The organism is Pseudonocardia sp. TMWB2A, from assembly GCF_017312135.1.
In genome coordinates this window covers 2,082,219-2,104,469 of record NZ_QKQY01000001.1, presented here as the reverse complement: position 1 = coordinate 2,104,469, position 22,251 = coordinate 2,082,219, and the positions used below count along the sequence as shown (strand labels likewise).

Sequence of the window (22,251 nt, the reverse complement as noted above, 5' to 3'; positions counted from 1 at the left end):
ACGGTATCGGGGGCCGAATCATCGTTTTCCGACGGACCGGCCTCTCTACTCGTTCACCTGAATGTAATATTATATCATTTATGCAAAGCTTGGCAGCGCTTGCATAAAAGCCGCTTGTCCATAGGATTGTCCCTGTAGGACAATGAAGGACCGGCAGGTTGCGGACAAACGGGAGGAGATAAAGCATGGATCATCAGCAAACAGGCGAAACCCCGATTTTTGGCGAATTGTCCGGAGGCTTATCCAAAGGCTTCGGTGGACAAGCATTAGGTGGGGCCGCGCTTGTAGCGCTCATCCTTGGTCCGCTGGCGCCCGCTGCGTCCGCGCAAAATGCGACGCGCCGCCCAGCCGTCATCAAGCCCAGCCCGATTCCGCCGCCGGTTGATCCCGACAGCCCGGTGCGCTGTGACATTAACCGCGTTACCGGCGATTATGGCCGCGCGGTTTATACACGCCAGAACCGCATTATACGCCCGCAAGTCATGGCCCCTCCGGCTGCGCCACCGCCGCCAGTGATGGCATCGCCGATTGCCGAAAGTGCCGTCGTCGCGACCGGTTCCCGCATCGCGCCGCCCGGCTATCCGCGTCCCTATCCCCCGATGCACACCGACCGCGAACGCTATAATGGCAAGGAGGTTTCGACCGTCAAAGCGGTGGCCGACGAACCGGTTTCCACCTTTTCGGTCGATGTCGATACGGGGAGCTATGCCAATGTCCGGCGCTTCCTCAATCAGGACCGGATGCCGCCTGCATCGGCGGTGCGTACCGAAGAAATGCTGAACTATTTCCGCTATGATTATGCGACCCCAAAGGATCGTTCGGTGCCTTTCACGCTGGCAACCGACATGGCGACCAGCCCGTGGAACGCAGAGGCCAAATTGCTGCGCATCGGCATTAACGGCTATGATATTCCCAAGGCCGAACGCCCGCGCACCAACCTTGTGTTCCTTGTCGATGTGTCGGGCTCGATGAACAGCGCCGACAAGCTGCCGCTGGTGCGCGATGCCCTGTCGCAACTGGCCGACCAGTTGACCGCGAAGGATAAGGTTTCGATTGTCGTTTATGCGGGCGCGGCGGGCATTGTGCTGGAGCCTACCAATAACCCCAACTATATCAAACAGGCGCTATCCTGCCTTGAAGCGGGCGGATCGACGGCGGGCGGGCAAGGCATGGAACTGGCTTATGCCACCGCGCGCAAACATTTTGTCAAAGGCGGCGTCAACCGCGTCATCATGGCGACCGATGGCGATTTCAATGTCGGCATTTCGTCCAATGACGGCATTGAAGCGATCGTCAAACAGAATCGCGAAACCGGCATCACCCTCACCACTTTGGGCTTTGGTCAGGGCAATTATAATGAAGCGATGATGGAGCGCGTCGCCGACATCGGCAACGGCAATTATGCCTATATTGACGGGCTGTCCGAAGCGCGCAAAGTGCTGTCCGATGAAATGGCGGGGACGATTTTTACCATCGCCAAGGATGTTAAAATCCAGATCGAATTCAACCCTGCTGCGGTCAAGGAATATCGCCTGATCGGTTATGAAAACCGCATTTTGAACGAGCAGGATTTCGATAATGACGCGGTTGATGCGGGCGATATCGGTTCGGGGCATCAGGTGACGGCGCTGTATGAAATCATTCCGGCAGGCACGCGCGGCTGGCTCCCCGACCGCCGCTATGAAGCCAATCGCACATCCGCAAAAGCAGGACCGGCCAATGAGCTGGCTTGGCTTAAATTGCGCTACAAGCTGCCCGATGGCGACACATCGCGGCTCATCGAACGTGCGGTGCCGGTGAGCCTGATGCGCAATGCGCGCGCGCCGCAAGGCGACATGGCCTTTGCCGTGGCGGTCGCAAGTTTCGGGCAGAAATTGCGCGGCGACACGACCCTTGGCAACACAAGCTGGCGCTCGATCCTGCAACTGGCGGGCCAGCCCTGGCAGCCGGTGCGCAAGGAATTTGTCGAGCTGGTCGGCAAGGCCGGGCGCCTGTCTCCACCCACCCCGACAGTTCCCGCCAAGCCGCAACCCGATCCGATCGTGAGCGGCCCCAATAGCTGCGGCGCGGCCAAGGTCGCATCCTATGTCGGCAAGTCCGCCAACCCCGCCACCCGCGCCGAAATCGCGCGGATTAGCGGGGCGGACCGCGTCCGCTGGATCGAACCCGGCATGGCGGTGACGATGGATTATCGCAGCAACCGGCTCAACGCCGAATTGTCCGGACAGGGCCGGATCATCCGCTTCACCTGCGGCTGAAAAACATCCGGACCGGACGGATATTCCGACCCATTACGAAGCTAAATTTTGACAGGAGCAACGAATAGCGGCTGGACCAATCCGGTCGACTATTCTAGATTTTCAGCCTCTTTTATCCAGCAACCCGTATTTTTTCCGGAGAGCGCCATGCCCGTTTCTATAGTGTCCCAACTATCGACCGCTTATACTGATTTCACTTTCAATGCCGCGGGCGATACGGCCTATGCGATATCCTATGGAAAGGTGACGGCGTTTAACACCGCAGACTGGTCGGTCAAAGCAAGTTGGACTATCCCCGACGTGCGTGCAATCGCGTTGTCGGATGATGGCAATACGCTTGTTGCGATGGGCGCACCCCATCAGCAATCGCAGTTTATCCAGACAATCAATACGACCACAGGCGCGGTTGCAACCTATACGGATCCGATCCCGGGCGAATATATCAATATCGAAATGATCGGCAACGACACCATATTGGTTGTCACCCGCGATAGCAGCCAGTTCACATTTCTTGATCTGGGCAACGGGACTTTTTCGCACCAAGATCGCGGCGATTTTGATCAGCCTGTGCGCGAGATTGCTGAATCAGGGGATTATTTGCTGTTCATGCCGGAACAGGCGATCCAGATTAACCCCCTCTATCAGGAAGGCGGAAATGCGCTTTACCTCTATAATAGCCAAACCCGGGAATTTGTCGCGCAAACCGTAAGCGGTTGGCAGGATGACCTTTATCATCCGGTTGCCGCGATCAGTGAAAGCGCAGGCCTGATAGCCCAAGTCGCCAACCTGTCTATCCAGCTATATGATTTTAATCTCAATCCGGTCAGCACCATCGCGGATATTGCGACCCCGGACAGCTTGGTTTTTTCGCCGGACGGGCAGTTTATTTACGCATATACATCGGGGTGGGATTATATTTCCCGCATAAGTGTGGCCAACGGGACAGAGGTCGAACGCTACACATTGGGTAATAGCAGCACATCCGATGGCGCAGATATTTCCGTGTCGCCCGACGGACGCACTATCCTGGTCACGCGATATGGCGAAAGCTATAACATCGATTTGTCCCAGCGCGCAGATGTAGACCAGAATTTCGCGGGCACATCGGGTGCGGATATTCTGGCGGGCGGTGACGGCGATGACACTTATTTTGTCAACCATGCCGACGATGTTGTGATCGAAAAGAATCTTGAGGGTTTCGATCGCATCGTCGCAAGTGTCGATTATACTTTGCCGCCAAATCCTGATTTGACCGGGGATTATAATATCGAAGTTCTGGAAGCGGCAAACGGCGCAAACATCACGCTGAGCGGCAATGACAAGAATAATATTCTTGTCGCTGCGGCATCAGGAGGCAGCACCCTTAACGGCATGGGCGGTAACGATACGCTGCGTGGTCAGGCTGGCATCGATATACTCAATGGCGGGGACGGGGATGACTATCTTGATGGAGGTGCCGGTGCCGATCATATGACGGGTGGCGATGGCGATGATGTGATGATTGTCGACAATGCCGGCGATGTTGCTGAAGGCGGGGCGGGTATCGACCGGGTGGAATCCACGATAAGCTATACATTGGGTAATGATGTCGAAAATCTGACCCTTTTGGGCAGTGCCGGGCTGACCGGCGCAGGGAATGCGCTTGATAACCATATCATCGGCAATAGCGGCAATAATTATCTGTCGGGTGGCGCGGGCAATGATATTCTGGATGGTGGCCTCGGCGCAGACCGGATGATCGGCGGCGATGGCGATGATGTTTTCATTGTCGACAATGCCGGTGATGTGGCGCTGGGGGGTGTCGGCATAGACCGGGTTGAATCCAGTATCACCTATACGATCCTGAGCGGGACCGAGAATCTGACGCTCACGGGAACCGAAGCGATCAACGGTACGGGAAACAGCTCTGCCAATCATATAATCGGGAATGACGCGGCCAATATTCTTTCCGGCGGTGACGGGAATGACACGCTGGTTGGCGGCGCAGGCGATGATATACTGGATGGCGGCAATGGCCATGATATACTGGATGGCGGGGCGGGTGCCGACCATATGATTGGTGGTGCGGGCAATGATCGTTTCATGGTCGATAATGCCGGTGATATTGTCGAAGGCGGTGAAGGCCGCGACCATGTGATTGCCACGATCGACTACACGCTAGGGGCGGATGTCGAAGACCTTACCGCTTACGGCGGAACCGGCCGTGGCAATGCGCTCAATAACACTATTTATGGCGGTGCGCTCACATCCATCTATGGTGAAGATGGCGATGACGTGCTGATCGGCGGAAAATGGCTTTACGGTGGCAACGGTAATGACAGGCTCGTTGCCACTGCGGGGGATAGCTATCTTGACGGAGGGGCCGGTATAGATACGATGATCGGTGCTGCGGGCTCTACTATTTTTTATGTGGACAATCCGCTGGACATCATCATCGACGAACCCTCCTATGATCTTGATACGGTTTTCGTCCGGATTACGACCGACGGCCAAGGCTATACGCTGAGCGCTAATCTGGAAAATATGATTCTTGAAGGCCTTGCCAATATTAACGGGCGCGGCAACGCGCTCAATAACGTCATATCGGGCAATGGCGGCAATAATGAAATATATGGCGAAGGCGGGGATGACCGCATCCTCGGCGGATATGGCAATGATATGCTTGATGGCGGTGCGGGGAATGATACGCTGCTTGGCGGTTATGACGATGACCGGCTATTTGGCGGTGCTGGCAATGATGTACTGAACGGCGAGACCGGAGCCGACTATATGGACGGCGGTGACGGCAATGACATACTCATTGTGGACAATGCCGGAGACGTGACGGTGGGCGGAGCAGGTTTTGACCGTGTTGAAGCTTCCGTTAGCCATCAAATCGGCGATGGCGTAGAAAATCTCATCCTGACCGGTTGGGCGGCGATTGACGGAACAGGCAACGCCTTGGCCAATATGATTGTCGGAAATAATGTTAATAATGTGCTGCGTGGTGGCGATGGCGGCGATTATATCGACGGGGGATGGGGCAATGACACATTATATGGCGATGCAGGCGAGGATACGCTGATCGGCGGGGCCGGAGACGATATTCTGGATGGCGGCACCGGTGCAGACCGGATGGAAGGCGGCGCGGGCAACGACATTTACTATGTCGATATCCATTCCGATAAGATTGTCGAGGCCGCCGGAGAAGGGCGCGATACCGTTTATGTCAACACCCCGGCAGGTGGCGGTATCTATCTTGCAGCCAATGTCGAAAATGCGATTCTCCAAGGCGCTTCGCGGTTCGTTTACGGTAACGAGCTGGGCAACCAGCTCGCCGGCAATGGCGGCGACAATCTTCTCGATGGCGGTGCAGGCAATGATGTACTGAGCGGTGCCTATGGCCGTGATACGCTTGTCGGCGGTACGGGCAATGACATATTGTTCGGCGGAGGGGATGCGGACCGGTTCGTCTTTTCCAGTGGCAGCGGCACCGACACGATCCGCGATTTCGAACGCGGACTCGACAAAATCGATCTGTCGGCGTTCGGCCTCACCTATGCCCAGCTTGAAAGTTTTTTCGTCCAGAATGGCGCTAATAGTGAAATCCATCTGTCTTCGGGCGAGATGATTATCATTCATAATATCCAGACCGGCCAGCTTTCGGCCGGGGATTTTATCTTGTAAGAAACCGGCTGTTTCCGAGTAAAAAAGGAGGCGGAGAGTAATCTCCCGCCTCTTTTTTATTTGCCCGTCACACGCATGGCATGACCGCTTGCCCGGACCATTTTCCCGTCTCCGATATAATAAGCGGACGAGCGAATAGATTATAGACCGACTCTTTTGATTTTGATAAGCGGTGCTGTCGGATTCCCTTGTCCAGTCAAATTGATAAGGGTGCCCGACAGGGGACAATCGGGGGGAAGGATCACGGGGCGCATTTGTCTGCGCATTCCGTTGGGCCATGCCTCCTAAAACAGGGGCACTTCATGACGATTATTACCCGTGATGGTGTTGACGATGTGGTCAATGTAACGACTGCGTTAAGCCAGATGGCGCCGGTGACGCTGGCGCTTTCCAATGGTCGTTATGTGGTCGCATGGACCGACCATGCAGATATGATGGTCAGCGGCCCCGGCGCTTATGCCAATGTCGATATACGCGCACAGATTTTCAATGCAGACGGCACCCGTTTCGGTGGTGAATTCATCGTCACCAATGCACCTGGCGCCCAAGTGCTGACATCTGCGACACAGCTTTCGGATGGCAATATCCTGTTCGCCTGGCAGGACGGGCTGGGTGCGGCCGTGACGAGCGGGCAGGCGGCGTCTGTCTATTTCCGTGAATTTACGATCAATGGCGGCGCTGCCACCGGCGCTTTGCGCGTCAATGTTGCGGGCGTGGATTCGCTCAATCCCAATGTGACGGCGCTTGAAAATGGCGGTCATGTTATGAGCTGGGTCAGCAATGGCGCTATCCAGGCACAGATTTTCACGGCTGGCAACGCACGGGTTGGCGGGCAGATTACGGTTCCGGCAGGTCCGCTGGGGTCTGTAAACCAGCCGGAAATTGTCACCCTTGCCGACGGTAGTTTTGTCGTCGGATGGGTGGACGCCGCCCATGTCCCGCAAATGCAGCGTTATACCGCAACGGGTCTTCCGGTCGGAACCGTCAATCCGCTTTATTATACCGGTACGGCGGAATCGCTGGATATGCTGGTTCGGCCCGATGGTACGATTATTGCGGCGGTGGCAGAGGTTAATAATTTCTTCGGAGTGACTTTCCTTCACCTTTACGAACTGCACGCGGACAATAGCGGTATCAATATTTACCGGAGTTTGCAGTTTGCCAACGCAACGGCTGACCGGTTCAGCCTGTCAAATATGGCGGATGGCGCCTTCGCGGTGACATGGTCGGACAAAAGCCCCGGCGCGCCTTATGGTGACGGCAGCGGATCGTCTATTCGCGGCACGATTTTTTCCGAAGATTTCAAGCCGGTTATCGCCAATATTCCAGGGGTGTGGGAGGATTATATCTACACCTTCACCATCAATAGCGACATTATAGGGGACCAGCTTGCGCCCAGCATTGCGACGCTGGGCAACGGCAATCTGGTGGTAAGCTGGGCGGATGCGGGTACGGGAGATGGCGATCAAAGCGGTATCCGCAACCAGATTTTGCATGTCGATCCAGCCAATCGCGCTCCGGTTGCGTTTGATGCGGAATTTTCGGACCGTTTACCCACGCCCGACGGACAATATGCGGTTGATGTTTTTGATCTGGAAGAATTTGCAATGGATCCTGACGGGGATCCGGTCACGCTGTTGACGGTCGGGAATGCGCAAAACGGCACGGTTGAGCTGGTGGGCAGTCAAGTCGTGTTCACCCCCGCGCCCGGCTACGTCGGCCCTGCTGTTTTTGACTTTACAATCCGGGACAGCCACGGCGCGACATCGACTGCGCAGGCCACTCTTTTACCCTCCGCCGATGATGTGGTCCATGTTCGCGGGCTCACGGGATTTTTCATTGATCTGGGCCTCAATGATTATCTGCCGCCCAATGTGCCTTATACTATTTCGGTCCGTAATATCGACGGGACACCGGCTGCCGGCATTATCCCGGTTTCGGGCACGACGCAGGTTCGTATCGAACCGGGAAATGCGCCGTTAAACTATGCGGCGTTGCCCGAAGGGCAAAGCTATACCCAATGGGCGCAATATATGGTGACCGATACGCGCACAGGTGAAATAGTGCGAACGGCTTATGTATCGGTTGTTTATGAAGGCTGGGCGCGTTTCGGAACATCGGGGACCGATAGTATGACCGGGACGGAACTGGCCGATCATCTGAACGGGATGGGCGGTGCGGATATTCTGACCGGCCTTGGCGGCGATGATCTTTATACCATCTATTCCGCCGATGCGGTTATTATCGAGGCTGTGGGTGGAGGCATTGATACGGTGCTGACTACACTCGCCAATTATGTCCTGCCCGATAATGTCGAAAATATGCGGTTTTTTGGTTCCGCTGCGCAAACAGGCGGCATTGCTTACGGCAATGCGTTGAACAATGCCCTGACTGGCGGTTCCGGTAACGATACGCTTTACGGGGGGGCCGGAAATGACAGTCTGACCGGCGGCCCAGGAAGCGACATATTGGTGGGCGGAGCAGGCGATGACATTTATGTCGTGACCGATGCTGGCGACATTGTGACCGAAGCTGCAGGAGAAGGTATTGACCGGGTCAATACCATCGTCAGCTATACATTGACGGCCAATGTCGAAAACGGAATGATTTTGACGAACGGGGCCGTCAACCTGACCGGGAACGAGCTGGACAATATCTTGTCCGGCGGGTCCGGCGCGAATATCCTTTCCGGCCTAGATGGCAACGACCAGATTTCCGGCGGTGGCGGCAACGACACGCTTTACGGCGACAGCGGCAATGACATCCTCAACGGAGGAGCCGGTGCGGATATCATGGATGGCGGAGCGGGCGATGATATACTGACCGTCGATAATATAGGGGATGTGGCGATAGGCGGCACCGGCCGCGACCAGATTATATCCTATATTGACTATGTGCTGGGTAGCGATGTCGAAGATCTCACCTTGGCAGGCACAGTCGCGATTAACGGTACGGGAAATGCCTTAGCCAACCGGATCACCGGGAACGGCGTCGACAATATTCTGTCGGGCGGTGCGGGTAATGACATTCTGGACGGAGGCGCAGGCGCAGACCAGATGTCCGGCGGCGACGGCAATGATATTATTATCGTCGATAATATCGGCGATACTGTCGATGGCGGCGCGGGTCGCGACCGGGTCGATGCGTCGATCAGCTACACGCTGGGCGCGACAGTGGAGGATCTGACGCTGACCGGAGCCGAAGCGCTTACCGGCACCGGCAATGCGCTTGCCAACCACATTAACGGTAATAGCGGAGCCAACATCCTCTATGGCGGGGACGGTGGCGATGTCCTCGTCGGCGGAGACGGGGCTGACACGCTCTACGGCGAAACCGGATATGACAGTCTTGATGGCGGCAACGGCAACGACTTACTCGACGGCGGGACCGGCGCCGACCGTATGACAGGCGGCGCGGGCAACGATATTTATTATGTCGATACCCATGCCGATACGATTATCGAACTGGCCGGAGGCGGGCTTGATACGGTTTATGTGAATAGCGCGACGCCGGGCGGCGGCATCTATCTTGCGGCCAATGTTGAAAATGCGATCCTTCAGGGAACAACCCGCTTTGTCTATGGCAATGAACTCAACAACCAGATTGCAGGCAACGGCAATGCCAACCAGCTTTATGGCGGCGCGGGGAATGACATCCTCAATGGCGGCTACGGCAATGACCGGTTGGAAGGCGGGAGCGGCGATGACCGGCTCTATGGCGGTTACGACGCGGACATTTTTGTTTTCTCCAGTGGCGGCGGCGCAGATATCGTCCATGATTTCCAGCACGGCGTAGACAAGCTTGACCTGTCTGCGTTCGGATTTGGCTTTGCCCAGCTCCAGTCGCTGCTTGTACAGCAGGGAGCTAACAGCGTCCTCCATCTTCCCACCGGAGAGACTGTGACACTCGCCAATATCCAAGGTGGTCAGTTAACCGCTGGCGACTTCATCCTCTGATTATTTCTGCAAAAACCGGCTTCGGACCTATCGGAACAAGAGCGGATGTCCGGCCCACTTCCAGTAAGGAAATATATATGCCCGTTACTGTTACTCAGATTGCACCTTCAGGCGTCCGCGATATTGCTTACAGCGCCGACGGGACGAAAATATATGTCAGCAACGAAAATGGCACGATCACTGTTTACAACAGCGCAACCTGGACGGTAGCGGCGACCTGGTCGGTCGGCGTGGTTCCGGGCGCGATGGCATTGTCGGATGACGGTGCCACCTTGATGGTTATCGAAACCAATCCGGTTCCGGGGCAATCGACCGTTTACCGTGTCAACACAGCCACCGGTACCTTCACGGCTTTTTCCGAAGCGGGTGGCGAAGCTTATCGTGATGTGATGGTCGTCGGAAATGCCAAAGTGGTGCTGACCGGCGGGGATGTAAACGGCCCCATCTCCACCCTCGACCTTGCAACGGGCCTCTTTGGCGCGATGACCGGCGGGATCAATTATTCCAACCGTGCCTTCATTGCGGAATCCGGGCGTTATGCCTTGCTGGCAGAAGGCTATGTCAGCAACGGCCCGCTATTTTTATATGACCAGTTGACCGATACGATTGTGGCGCAGGGCGACAATTACCAGACCGGGGCGTGGAGCGGCTATAATGACGGTATTGTCGCGCTCAATGCGACTGTGCGCCTTGTCGCCCAATTTTCCTATTTCGATCATATCAACCTGTATGATTTCAACCTCAAGCCTGTCGGATCAATAACCCTCGACGGCCGCATCGACGGCATCGCATTTTCGCCCGACGGGAAATCGCTTTACACCCATTCCATAGATGGCGGCTATGTTTCGCGCTATACGACCGACGGGCTCCAAGAGGTAGAACGTTATCCGCTCGACCCGGGAAGCAGTGTTAACGAAAACTATATGACGGCGTCCGAAATGGTGACGAGTCCGGATGGCAAAACATTGCTGGTACGCGATCAGGGCACGGGTGAGCTTTACCGTATCGACCTCAACCAGTCAGGCGCCAACCAGATTTTTACCGGCACCAGTGGTGCAGAGGCCATGGCTGGCGGGGAAGGGGATGATATTTATCATGTCAACCATGCCGGGGACAGTGTGACCGAGCTGGCTTTCCAGGGCAATGACACGATTATCACTAGCGTTAATTACACATTGGCAGAAGGGAACAGCATTGAAAATCTGGTCGTCGCCAATGGCCTTAATGGTACTATTCTTATCGGAAACAGCGCGGATAATGTGCTTAAGGGCGGGACCGGCAATGATATATTGAAGGGCGCGGGCGGCAATGACAGGATCGTCGGAAACGGCGGTAATGACACGCTGCACGGAGAGGCCGGTACAGACCGGCTGTCGGGGGGTGACGGCAATGATTTTCTTTATGGCGGGACCGAGGACGACCGTCTGGAAGGGGACGCCGGAAATGACTATCTCGATGGCGGTGAAGGTAGCGACACAATGGACGGCGGTGACGGCGACGACGTCTTCATTGTCGACAATATGTTCGATTTCGCGCGCGGCGGTAACGGACATGACCGCGTAGAATCCAGTGTCACTTTTGCGATTAACGAATATTACGGGCCGGAAGTGGAGGATCTGATCCTTACCGGCAACGATGCGATTAACGGCACGGGCAATGATTATGACAATCTCATCATAGGTAATGATGCGGTCAATTATCTGTTCGGCGGAGCGGGCAATGACGTGCTGCGCGGCGGCGGCGGCGATGACATATTGTTTGGCGAGCTTGGAGATGACACGCTTGAAGGCGGGGCCGGTAATGACGTGCTGCGTGGCGGCGATGGAAACAATCTGCTGAAGGGCGGGACGGGCAACGACACTTATTATATCGAACAGCCGGGTGACGTCATCGTCGAAAATGCAGGCGAAGGTATCGACGATGTTATCGTTTATCTGTCGCAAGGTACCTACACTTTGGCCGCGAATGTGGAAAATGTGGCACTTGGCACCTATTGGGAAAATGTGAACCTTACCGGTAATGCGCTCGCAAACCATATTACCGGTGGATCGGGAAACAATATTATCGATGGCGGCGCGGGCGCGGACCATATGATTGGCGGCCAAGGCAACGATGTTTATTATGTAGATAATGCGGGCGACGTTATCGAAGAAAATCCGTTTGAAGGGGACGAGCTTGTATATGCTTCGTTCAGCTATACGCTAAGCGCCAACCTCGAGCATTTAACGCTCATCGGTGGAGCCGCGATTAACGGCACCGGTAACAATGTATCCAATATTATCACCGGCAACAATGCGGCGAACAGCCTGTATGGTATGGACGGTTATGACCAGTTGTTTGGCGGTGGCGGCAATGACTGGATCGATGGCGGGACGATGTCGGACTATATGTCAGGCGGAGACGGCAATGATGTGCTTATCGTGGACGATACCGGGGACTGGGCAGAAGGCGGTGCGGGGCGTGACCGTGTCGAAGCTTCTGTCACTTATATATTGGGCGCGGATGTCGAAGACCTGACCTTGACCGGTACGGCGGTCATTAACGGGACGGGCAATGCCCTATCCAATCATATTATCGGCAACATCAACAATAATGTCCTGTCGGGCGGCGATGGCGGTGACGTGCTGTCGGGCGGCGACGGAGATGATCTGCTTTATGGTGAATCGGGCAATGATTCACTGGAAGGCGGCAATGGCAATGATGTGCTCGATGGTGGGCTTGGTGGGGACCGCATGGCGGGCGGCGCGGGCAATGACATTTATTATGTCGATAATCCGGGTGATAGCGTCACCGAAGTGGAAAATGGCGGCACCGATCTGGTTTATGCCAATCTTGCATCGGGCACCTTCATTCTGGGCGCCCATGTTGAACGGCTGACGCTCACAGGGTCCGGCAATAGTAACGGGACCGGCAATATCCTCGCCAATATTCTGGTTGGTAATGACGGCAACAATATCCTGAATGGAGGTGCGGGCGCGGATACAATGCGTGGCGGCAAAGGCGACGATATCTATATTGTCGATAATGCCGGGGATGCGATTACCGAAGAAACCGATGGGGGCACCGATACGATCCAGGCCAATATCCATTATGTGCTGGCGGCCAATATGGAAAATCTGGTGCTGACCGGAACGGCGGCGATTAATGGCACCGGTACGGCGACCAATAATATTCTCACCGGAAATGGTGCGGCCAATATGCTCGCCGGGCTTGATGGCAATGATATATTATACGGCCTTGGCGGGAATGACCGGCTCAATGGTGGCGCGGGGGTTGACCAGATGTTCGGCGGCGACGGCGATGATATACTGGTCGTTGACAATGCCGGTGATGTTGCACAGGGCGGCGCAGGACGTGACAGGGTCGAAGCGTCGATTTCCTATACGCTTGGTGTCGATGTTGAAGATTTGCTGTTGCTCGGTAGCGCAGCCTTGGACGGCACTGGCAATGCGCTGGCCAATATGCTGGTCGGCAATAGCGGGGCCAACCGGCTGGAAGGCGGAGGCGGGCATGATTTACTGGATGGCGGTCTTGGAGCGGATGTTATGTCCGGTGGAGACGGCAATGATGTGATGATCGTGGATAATGCGGGGGATGTGACCATTGGGGGTGCGGGGCGTGACCGTGCGGAGGCGTCGGTATCGCACAGCCTTGGTGCGGAGATGGAGGATTTGACGCTGACCGGAACGGCGGCGATCAACGGCACGGGCAATGCGTTGGCCAATCAGCTTACTGGCAATGGCGCGGCGAATATTTTGCGGGGCGGTGACGGCGGTGATGTTTTGCTGGGGGGCGACGGCCATGACTCGCTTTACGGTGACGCCGGCAATGACAATCTGGTTGGCGGCAACGGCAATGATATATTGGATGGCGGCACAGGAGCCGACCGAATGGCAGGCGGCGTGGGCAACGATATTTATTATAGCGATGTGCATGCGGATGTGATTACGGAGCTGGCCAATGAAGGGCTGGATACGGTGTATGTCGGTCTGACTGCGGCGGGGACGGGCACGATTCTGGGCGCGAATATCGAAAATGCGATCATGCAGGGCATCGGCAATATTTTTGTGCGGGGTAATGAACTCAACAACCAGATTGCGGGTAATGGCGGGTCGAACTGGCTTTATGGCGAGGCGGGTAATGACACGCTGAGCGGTCAGGGCGGCATGGACTGGATTGTGGGGGGCAGCGGCAACGACACGCTGTTCGGCGGTTTAGATGCCGACACATTCATTTTTGCCAGCGGCAGCGGGACCGACATAATCCGTGACTTCGAACGCGGTCTCGACAAAATCGACCTGTCGGCTTTCGGCCTCACTTATGCGCAGCTCCAAGGGCTTTTCGTCCAAAATGGTGTGAACGGCGAAATCCACATGACGACCGGCGAAACTATCATTCTCGCCAATATCCAGACCGGACAACTCGGGGCGAGCGATTTTATCCTGTAAGCGGGCGAAATATTGCCTAAGTGGACCGATATTGTGCAACAGGCCGCCGGATGCTCTGGCCCCGCGGTCTTGGGCCCATGATACAGGTTAAAAAGAAACGATTCGCCATGCCCGCCTTCTTGCGATATTGTGGCACGCTCATGGGGGTATCCCGGGCTAGACAATGGAGGCAGATGATGGATCGTGTCGATCAAGCGATTACCGATATTTCTGTGCTTCTGATGGACGCCCATCTGGAGCCGGAGGAACGGTTCCGGGCGATCCGCGCACGCACCGAAGATATATTGGAAGAATTGCGGGTGCGCCCCGCTATTCTGAAAGAAGGGCCGCGCGCCCCTGTTGTGTTGAAAACGGTCGAAGAATTGCGCGCGGAAGCGATGCGGGCTTAACCCCGCTCGGGTTCGGCGCGTCCGGCCTTTTTACGCCGATGCCCGCACTTCATCTCTAACACTCTTTTCATCGGGCGATGCGCCCGCTACAGCGGGTTTCACCTCTTTTCCGCGAGCGCATTTCCTGCATGATCCGACGCCTGTATGACTGGACGATGAGTTTGGCCAACCACCGCCATGCCGAATGGTGGCTGGCGGTTATCAGCTTCATGGAATCCAGCTTTTTCCCCATTCCGCCGCATCCATTGCTCGGCTTGATGTGTCTTGCGCGGCCCGAACGGGCGATCCGTTACGGCTTTATCTGCACGGTCGCGTCGGTGCTGGGCGGATTGTTCGGCTATGCTATCGGCTATTTCGCGTTCGAAGCTTTGGGCCAATCGATTTTAAGCGCGCTCCATCTGACCGAAAGCTTCCCCAAGGCGGCCTGTTATCTGCGCGAATATGGCGCGGAAATCATCCTCGTCAAAGGCGCAACGCCGATCCCGTTCAAGCTCATCACCCTGACCGCAGGCTTCATCCATATGGACCTGTGGACCTTCCTCTGGTCCAGCACGATTTCGCGCGGTTTCCAGTTCCTGCTGGTCGGTTTCCTGTTCTGGAAATTCGGCGCGCCGATCAAAGCCTTTCTCGAAAAATATCTGACGATCATTTCGATCGCCTTTGTGGTGCTGGTGGTCGGCGGCTTCATTCTGGCTGGAAAATTATCCGGCGGCGGCGCGGAAAGCAGCGAAAAATGCGCCAAGGCCACGATGGAAAGCGTGTTGGCCGATAAGCCGGTTTAAGCTTTCCTGAGCTTGCAAATCCTGAGTCTGCGCGCGCTTTAGGTCCGTCCTTCGACAGGCTCAGGACTAGCGGGTTATATATAACGGTTTGCGGGTTTATATGGAGCGGTTTGCGTTCCGGGCGGCGGTTCCAGTCCGCTTCTAGCCTTCCCGCAAATCCTCACCCGACTAGCGCGACTATGTCCTGTGGCACGCCGTTTTTGCGCAATTCTATGGTGATTTCGGGGCGGTCGGGTCCGGCGCGGCCGATGGGGGCACCGGAGACGATTTCATCGCCGACGCGCACATTGGTGCTGATCATATTGGTGATAAGGCTGGTCCAGCCGCCCGGATGTTCGATGATGAGGATGGTGCCAAAGCCGCGATAGGGACCGGCAAAGGCGATGCGGCCTGCAGCGGGTGCTGCGACCTGCGCACCCGATTGCGCCGCGATGGTGAGGCCGCGCGAGCGCACCCCGCTTGGCGATATTTCGCCCAGCCCCGCCACCACTTCACCAATCACCGGCAGGCGGTAGCTAAGCGGTTTGGGGGGCGGCGTGTCGCCCGCTCCGGTGGCCGTCCTGACAAGGCTGGCAAAGCCCGGACCCCCGCCCTGTTCGGGGACGGCAGGGCGCAACAGCGGGCCGTCCAGCGCAGCGAGATCGGCGCGCACTTCAGCATCGGCGCGCAGGCTTTCCATAAGCTCGACAATGTCGCGCGCCTTTTCGCCCAAGGCCGCCGCGCGGGTCGATTCGAGATCCGCCGAAGACGCAAGCGCGCGCGCCTGGATACGCTGGCTTTGCTCCAGTCTGGCGAGCGCGCTGCGTTGCCCCGCCAACCGTTCGCGCGCCGATGATAAGGTTTTGAGCGCCAGTTCGGCTTCGGCCTTGAGCGCGCGGCTCTTGGCCATTTCGGCGCGCAGTCCCGCGGTGCGCCGCTCGATTTCGGGCAGGCTTGCGCCCAAAATAGCCCGGGCATGGACCAGATCGTCAATCGTGCCGGGCTGAGCGAGCACACTCACCGCCGGTTTGCGCGCGAGCAGTTGCAACATACCGGTCAGCTGCACCACCGGCTGCTGTTCATCGGCAAGGCGCGCGGCCTGCATCGCTTGCGCGCGCTGGACGATGGCAAGGCGGGCTTGGGCCGCGCCAATATCGGCTTCGGCGGCCTGTATCTGCGCGGTCATCGCAGCGGCGGCGAGACGCGCTTTTTCGTGATTGTCGCGGCTGGCAGAGGCGCGCGCTTCGAGCGTGCGGCTGCGGGCCAGAGCGGCGGCGGATTGCGCCTGGGCGCGGGCGAGGCGGCGTTCGGCCTCGTCGCTGGCGGGAAGAGCAGCGACGGCGGAAGTGCCCGCTATACAGGCTTTTTCGCTCTGTCCACCGCATGTGTCGCGGCGCGGGTCGGGCGCCGCCACCAAGGGCGCGAGCGGGGCGCTGGCTTTGGGGTAAGAGGTTGATGTTTCACGTGGAACGCGCGCTTGGCCCAAGGCATAGACCGAGACGCCGAGCAGGGACAAAGCGGCAAGCCCCGCGACCATAGCGGTCAGCGGCCACACGCCCGCTTTCATAAAAGGCCCCCCGCGCCCGTATCGCTATCACCCGCCGTCATCGCCGCGCTCTATAGCAAAAGCCTCCTACAAGGAAAACTATGGTTTATGGGGCATAAATGATAAAGAAGGGGCTGCACGGGCGGGCGCGCTTATACCCTATGCCGCTTGTGACTACCACAGCGATAGGAGCGCGCATTGTTCGCGCCCCGCCTTGCCCCTCATCCCCCCGCCGTCGGGTCGAGCGTTTCGATGATGCGGCAATGGCCGACGGTGCCATGATCGCATGAGCCGACCAGCCGTTGCAATTCGCCCTGCATTTTCTGGAGGTCGGCTATTTTGCTGTTGATTTCGCGCAAATGGACGCCCGCAATGGCATCGACAGCGGCGCAGGGCTGGCTGCGGTCGTCGGCGAGGGCGAGCAGTTCGCGTACCGCGCCCAAACGGAACCCCAAATCACGCGCACGGCGGATGAAGGTCAGCCGCTGGCGATGCTGGGCGCCATAGCTGCGATAATTGGCCCCGGTGCGCGCAGGCGGCGGCAACAGCCCTTCTTTTTCATAATAGCGGATGGTTTCCGCGCTGGTGCCGGTCAATCGCGCCAGTTCGCCGATACGCATGATGGTCGAGCCTCTCTCCTCTATTGCGCGTCTTTTCTGCGCCCTTTTTGTATAACAATCCGCCTGCTCAAGCCCCGCCAAAACGCAGCCTTATACCGCCATTCAGCACAAAGCCGTCGGTCGGCGCCCAGGCATCAACGGTCCAAGCGCCCGCCGGGTTGCGCAGGCGGCGCACCAGCGGATTATATTTGGTCTGGCGCACATCCAATATATTTTCGGCATTGATGAACAGGCTGACCTTACCCAGCGTGATTTCGCCAAGCATCCCCATTTCGACATAGGGCTTGCCGCGGGCGCGATAGGGATTGTCGTCGAGCGGCTGGCGGCCGGTATAATAAGCTTCAAAGCCGATGCGCCCGCGCCCGTGCTTTTCCCACATGGCGATAAAGCCCGCACTATGTTTGGGGACGCCGGGGACCGCGCGGCGGCCTGCCCCTTCCGGCTGTGGTTCGGACGCATCGACGAACACATAGCTGGCGCGCAGCACAATATCGTTCCAGCGATAGCGCAGCATCGCTTCGCCGCCGCGCGTGCGGGTGCGACCGCTGGCATTGGCCAAGGTTACACGGGCGGCATCTATGGCGCGCAGTTGGACCGCATGGTCGATGTCGGAGCCGAACAGCGTTACATTCGCCTCCAGCGGCCCTGTGGCATAGCCCAGATCGAGCGAGCCGGTTTTGGCGGTTTCGGCCTTGAGCCGGTCGGGGACGACGAGCCGCGCGACACCTGCCGCTTCGATTTCATCGACAAAGGGCGTCGGCGCGTAAAAGCCCTGCCCCAAAGACGCGCGCATGGTCCACGGGCCGGGGCGATAGAGTATCGACAGGCGCGGGCTTAATCTTGTGCCATAGACATTGTGGAAATCGACGCGCGCGCTTCCCGCAAGCAACAGCGCATCGCCCATTTCCTGTTCGACCTGCGCGAACAATGCGGGGGTGCGGTAATGATAGTCGACCGCAGCATAGTCTTTGGAATGATAATCATCGGTCTGGTAAGCCGCGCCCGCGACCCAGTTGGTGCCGCCGCTATCGCCCGACAAAGAGGCTTCGGCAAAATAGCTTAAAGTGCGCGCATTTTCGCGCGACAGCCCGAACATCTGGCGATGGCGCTGGTGGGTGGTCGATGCGCGCAGGTGGAGCTTGCCAAGCCCTTTCACGGGAAATTCGCTCACCATCCCCGCATCGAACCGGCGGGTCGCGCGGGTGAGCGTGAAAGGCTGGCCATCGGGCATGACCGTGCCCGCCAAGGTGCCGCCCTTGCGGTTTTCGTCCGACAGGCCGAGCGTCAGAAATGCCTTGCCCCCCTCCGCTCCGTCCCAGAACAGGCGCGGGCGGAACGTCCAGCGGTCATAGCCCGCCATGTCGATCCAGCCATCCTTGTCGAGATCCTGCCACCGTTGCTGGTGATAGCCCCCCGTCAGCGACACGCCCCATTGTGCGCCGAGCGGCACCGCCCCATAAAAGGTCGCATCCTGTCCGTCGCGGCTGGTGGCATTGAGCAACAGCTCGCCTTCGGCGATGCTTTTGGGGCGTTTCGACACAAGGTTGATAACCCCGCCCAGCGCCGACGGGCCATAAAGGGCGGAGGCTGCGCCCTTGATGATTTCCACCTGTCCCAGATCGGTCGGCGGGATTTGCATGAGGCCGATCGAGGAGGGCTGTCCGCCGAACAAGGGCAGGCCGTCCGATAAAAGCTGGGTGTAACGCCCCGACATGCCCTGCATCCGCACATTGGACGAACCGAGCGCGGGCGATGTGACCTGCACCCGCACGCCCGGCGTTTCGGCAACAATCATCGAGATATTGCCGGGGGTCATCATGATTTTTTCTTCGATTTCCTCGCGCCCCATCACCTCGACGCGGATCGCTTCATCCTGCACACGGCGGCCCGACCGTGTCGCCTCGACGATGATAACCTCTTCTTCTTCTTCTGCCTCTGCTTCTGGCGCGGCAGGAGGGGGCGTTTGCAGAAGGGCGGCATCTTGCGCCCCCGCCGCTGTCGTCCACAAAAAAGGCATAACAGCCGCCCCCAACAAGAACGGGAACGGGCGGACAAGCGAGGGTTTCACACAAAATCTCCGGCAGCAAAAACGCTCCGGCAGACGTGCAGCGGAGCAGCAAGCCGTATCCCTATAATCTTTGTAGTGGCTATAAGGTCAAGAGGGGGATTTTGCGCAGCAGGTGCAGGGCGAAGCCTGCCCTCCTTTTGGAGAAGGAAGGCCAATCTTCATTCAATCCCCGCCGCGCTTGAACGGGGTGTGGCCTTCCAGCCAGTCCATTTCATGCGCCACTGCCTGCTTTTCGCGGACGAGAAAATCGGCGATGGCGGCGCGGAAACCGGGGTCGGGGATATAATGCGCGCTATAGGTCGGCACCGGACCATAGCCGCGCGCCAGCTTATGTTCGCCCTGCGCGCCCGCTTCGACGCGCGCAAGCCCAAGCGCAATCGCATGGTCGATGGCTTGATAATAGCAGAGTTCGAAATGGAGGTTAGGGATCGCCGCGCGTGCGCCCCAATAGCGGCCATAGAGCGTATCCGCGCCGATAAAATTAAGCGCGCCTGCGACCGGTTCGCCATGTTGATAGGCGAGCAATAGCAGGATTTGCTCTGCCATATCCGCGCCCATCAGGTCGAACGCCGCGCGGGTGAGGTAAGGCCGTCCCCATTTGCGCGCGCCGGTATCCTGATAAAAAGCCCACATCGCGTCCCAATGTTCCGGCTTGATGTCCGCGCCTTTGAGCGCGACAATATCGACCGCGCTTTGCGCCGACGCGCGTTCCTTGCGGATGGCTTTCCTTTTGCGCGAGGCAAGGCTCGTCAGAAACGCATCAAAATCCTGATAGCCGCGATTGTCCCAATGGAACTGGCTCCCCGTGCGGATGAGCCAGCCCGCGCGTTCAAACAGCGCCACTTCATGCGGCGCGATAAAGGTCGCATGGGCCGATGACAGGCCGTTCTGGTCCACCACGGCTTGCGCGGCGCGGAGGAGCGCAAGGCCGATGCCTTCATCCTGCGTCAACACACGCGGCCCCGGCACGGGAGTGAAGGGCACCGCAATCTGGAGCTTGGGATAATAAGCGCCGCCTGCGCGCTCATAGGCTTCCGCCCAGCCATGATCGAAAATATATTCGCCCTGGCTATGGGTTTTCAAATAGGCCGGAAGCGCGCCGACCAGCCTATCGCCTTGTTCTGCGAGCAGCGGTGCGGGTTGCCAGCCGGTGCGCGGGCCGACGCTGCCCGATTGTTCGAGCAGCGCCAGAAAAGCGTGCGACACAAACGGATTGCCGCTGCCCGCAAGCGCGTCCCAGCGCGATGCCTCTATCCCGCTTACGCCGTCCGCAAGCCGCGCCACAATGCCGGTAGCGACTCCATTTTCTGGCGCGCCATCCGCCATTAATGCGCCACGCGTTCGTAAATCACTTCGTCGGCAGCATTGAAGGCGACCGCTTCCTGATCGGCGGTGCGCACCGTCCAGGTAAGGAGCGGCAAGCCCCGCACGCGCTGGCTTTCGGCAAATTCGCTCGGCAGGTCGCGTATGTCATAAGCGAGAAAATCGGGCCGTGCTTTCCATAAGGATAAATGCCGCTCGGCGCGCCCGCGCAGGCCCTGCTTGCCTTCCTCGGTCACCACCAGCCCGCGAATGATATGCGCGCCATTATGGTTGAACCAGCTTGCGACATAAGGGTTGAACGACATCACCGCCGCAGGTCCGGCATAGCCTTCCAGCCCGCGCCGCACCGACAGGCAGAGCGCATGGACGCGGCGGCCTTCCGATTTGATTTCGATGAGCAACGGCACCTTGCCCGCGACCAGCGCGAGCATTTCGGTAAGGCGCGGGATGGTTTCATCCGTCCCTTTGAGGCGGATTGCGTCCAACTCCGCATCATGCTTGTCGGCGACCTTGCCGCTGGCGTCGGTCAGCCGGTCGAGATCATAGTCGTGAAAGACATAGGCGGTGCCGTCTTTCGACACCTGCACGTCACATTCTATGCCATGCCCCTGCGCCATGCCTGCGCGGAAGGCGGCGCGGCTATTTTCGATGACGCGCCCGCCATGCAAGCCCCTATGGGCAAAGGGCTGCACGGTCAAAAAGCGCAAACGGCGCGTTTCATCGGGCGGCGGCGCGCGCCAATTATCAAGAAGGGCGGACAGCAACAACGGCATCAACTTCCACCATCGCCCCGCGCGGGAGAGCGGCAACGCCGACCGCCGCGCGCGCGTGCTTGCCTGCATCACCGAATACCGATTCCATGAGGTCCGACGCGCCATTGGCGACTTGCGGCTGGGCGGTGAAATCGGGGCCGGAGTTCACAAACACGCCAAGCTTGACGATACGCTCCACACGGTCGAGCGAGCCCAATGCCTGTTTCAACTGTGCAATCACCATCAGCGCGCACAGCTTGGCGGCCTTTTGTCCTTCATCCAAGTCATCCTCGCCATTGCAGCGCCCGACCAGCACATGGCCTTGGTCGAACGGCAATTGGCCGCTGATATGCGCAAGGCCTCCGGCTTCGACCACCGGCACATAAGAGGCGATCGGCGCCGCTGCTTCGGGGAGGGTGAGGCCGAGTTCGGCAAGGCGGGCTTCATATTGTCCTGACATAAAA

General features: G+C 58.0%; 12 protein-coding genes. 6 read left to right on the top strand and 6 right to left on the bottom strand.

Going from position 1 to position 22,251, the window contains the following annotated elements:
• Window positions 1-515: 515 nt before the first annotated feature.
• The 6 genes from DMP17_RS09775 to DMP17_RS09750 all read left to right on the top strand — a co-directional run bounded on the left by DMP17_RS09775 (window position 516) and on the right by DMP17_RS09750 (window position 15,499).
• Complete coding sequence (locus DMP17_RS09775) at window positions 516-2,258, top strand: I78 family peptidase inhibitor (protein WP_337828889.1); 1,743 nt, start codon at window positions 516-518, stop codon at window positions 2,256-2,258.
• A 48-nt stretch (window positions 2,259-2,306) separates the two neighbouring features.
• Complete coding sequence (locus tag DMP17_RS09770) at window positions 2,307-5,924, top strand: calcium-binding protein (RefSeq protein WP_337828888.1); 3,618 nt, start codon at window positions 2,307-2,309, stop codon at window positions 5,922-5,924.
• 302 nt (window positions 5,925-6,226) lie between these two features.
• Window positions 6,227-9,880: an Ig-like domain-containing protein gene (locus DMP17_RS09765; RefSeq protein WP_337828887.1), complete on the top strand. Its 3,654-nt coding sequence runs from the start codon at window positions 6,227-6,229 to the stop codon at window positions 9,878-9,880.
• Between the two features lie 77 nt (window positions 9,881-9,957).
• A complete protein-coding gene (locus DMP17_RS09760) occupies window positions 9,958-14,328 on the top strand; it encodes a beta strand repeat-containing protein (RefSeq protein ID WP_337828886.1) in 4,371 nt (1,456 codons plus the stop codon).
• A gap of 173 nt (window positions 14,329-14,501) precedes the next feature.
• Entirely contained in the window at window positions 14,502-14,717 is a 216-nt protein-coding gene (locus DMP17_RS09755) for a hypothetical protein (RefSeq protein WP_337828885.1), read from the top strand.
• A 77-nt stretch (window positions 14,718-14,794) separates the two neighbouring features.
• Window positions 14,795-15,499 (top strand): YqaA family protein, encoded by a 705-nt coding sequence (locus DMP17_RS09750; protein WP_337828884.1) that lies wholly within the window; start codon window positions 14,795-14,797, stop codon window positions 15,497-15,499.
• Window positions 15,500-15,659: 160 nt separating this feature from the next.
• Here the strand turns inward: DMP17_RS09750 and DMP17_RS09745 are convergent, their stop codons facing one another.
• The 6 genes from DMP17_RS09745 to DMP17_RS09720 form a co-directional block, all read right to left on the bottom strand.
• Window positions 15,660-17,045 (bottom strand): murein hydrolase activator EnvC family protein, encoded by a 1,386-nt coding sequence (locus DMP17_RS09745; RefSeq protein ID WP_337828883.1) that lies wholly within the window; start codon window positions 17,043-17,045, stop codon window positions 15,660-15,662.
• A gap of 200 nt (window positions 17,046-17,245) precedes the next feature.
• On the bottom strand, window positions 17,246-17,644 hold the full coding sequence (locus DMP17_RS09740; RefSeq protein WP_337828882.1) for a MerR family transcriptional regulator: 399 nt from the start codon (window positions 17,642-17,644) through the stop codon (window positions 17,246-17,248).
• A 67-nt stretch (window positions 17,645-17,711) separates the two neighbouring features.
• Window positions 17,712-19,679: a TonB-dependent receptor plug domain-containing protein gene (locus DMP17_RS09735; protein ID WP_337828881.1), complete on the bottom strand. Its 1,968-nt coding sequence runs from the start codon at window positions 19,677-19,679 to the stop codon at window positions 17,712-17,714.
• Between the two features lie 195 nt (window positions 19,680-19,874).
• Entirely contained in the window at window positions 19,875-21,038 is a 1,164-nt protein-coding gene (locus DMP17_RS09730; protein WP_337828880.1) for a GNAT family N-acetyltransferase, read from the bottom strand.
• The gene (locus tag DMP17_RS09725) at window positions 21,038-21,808 is read right to left on the bottom strand and encodes a glycerophosphodiester phosphodiesterase family protein (protein ID WP_337828879.1); all 771 of its coding nucleotides are present in this window, start codon (window positions 21,806-21,808) and stop codon (window positions 21,038-21,040) included. Before DMP17_RS09725 ends, DMP17_RS09730 begins: the two co-directional genes overlap by 1 nt.
• Window positions 21,780-22,247, bottom strand: coding sequence for a RidA family protein (locus tag DMP17_RS09720; RefSeq protein WP_337828878.1), 468 nt, complete (start codon window positions 22,245-22,247; stop codon window positions 21,780-21,782). Before DMP17_RS09720 ends, DMP17_RS09725 begins: the two co-directional genes overlap by 29 nt.
• Between the last annotated feature and the right edge of the window lie 4 nt (window positions 22,248-22,251).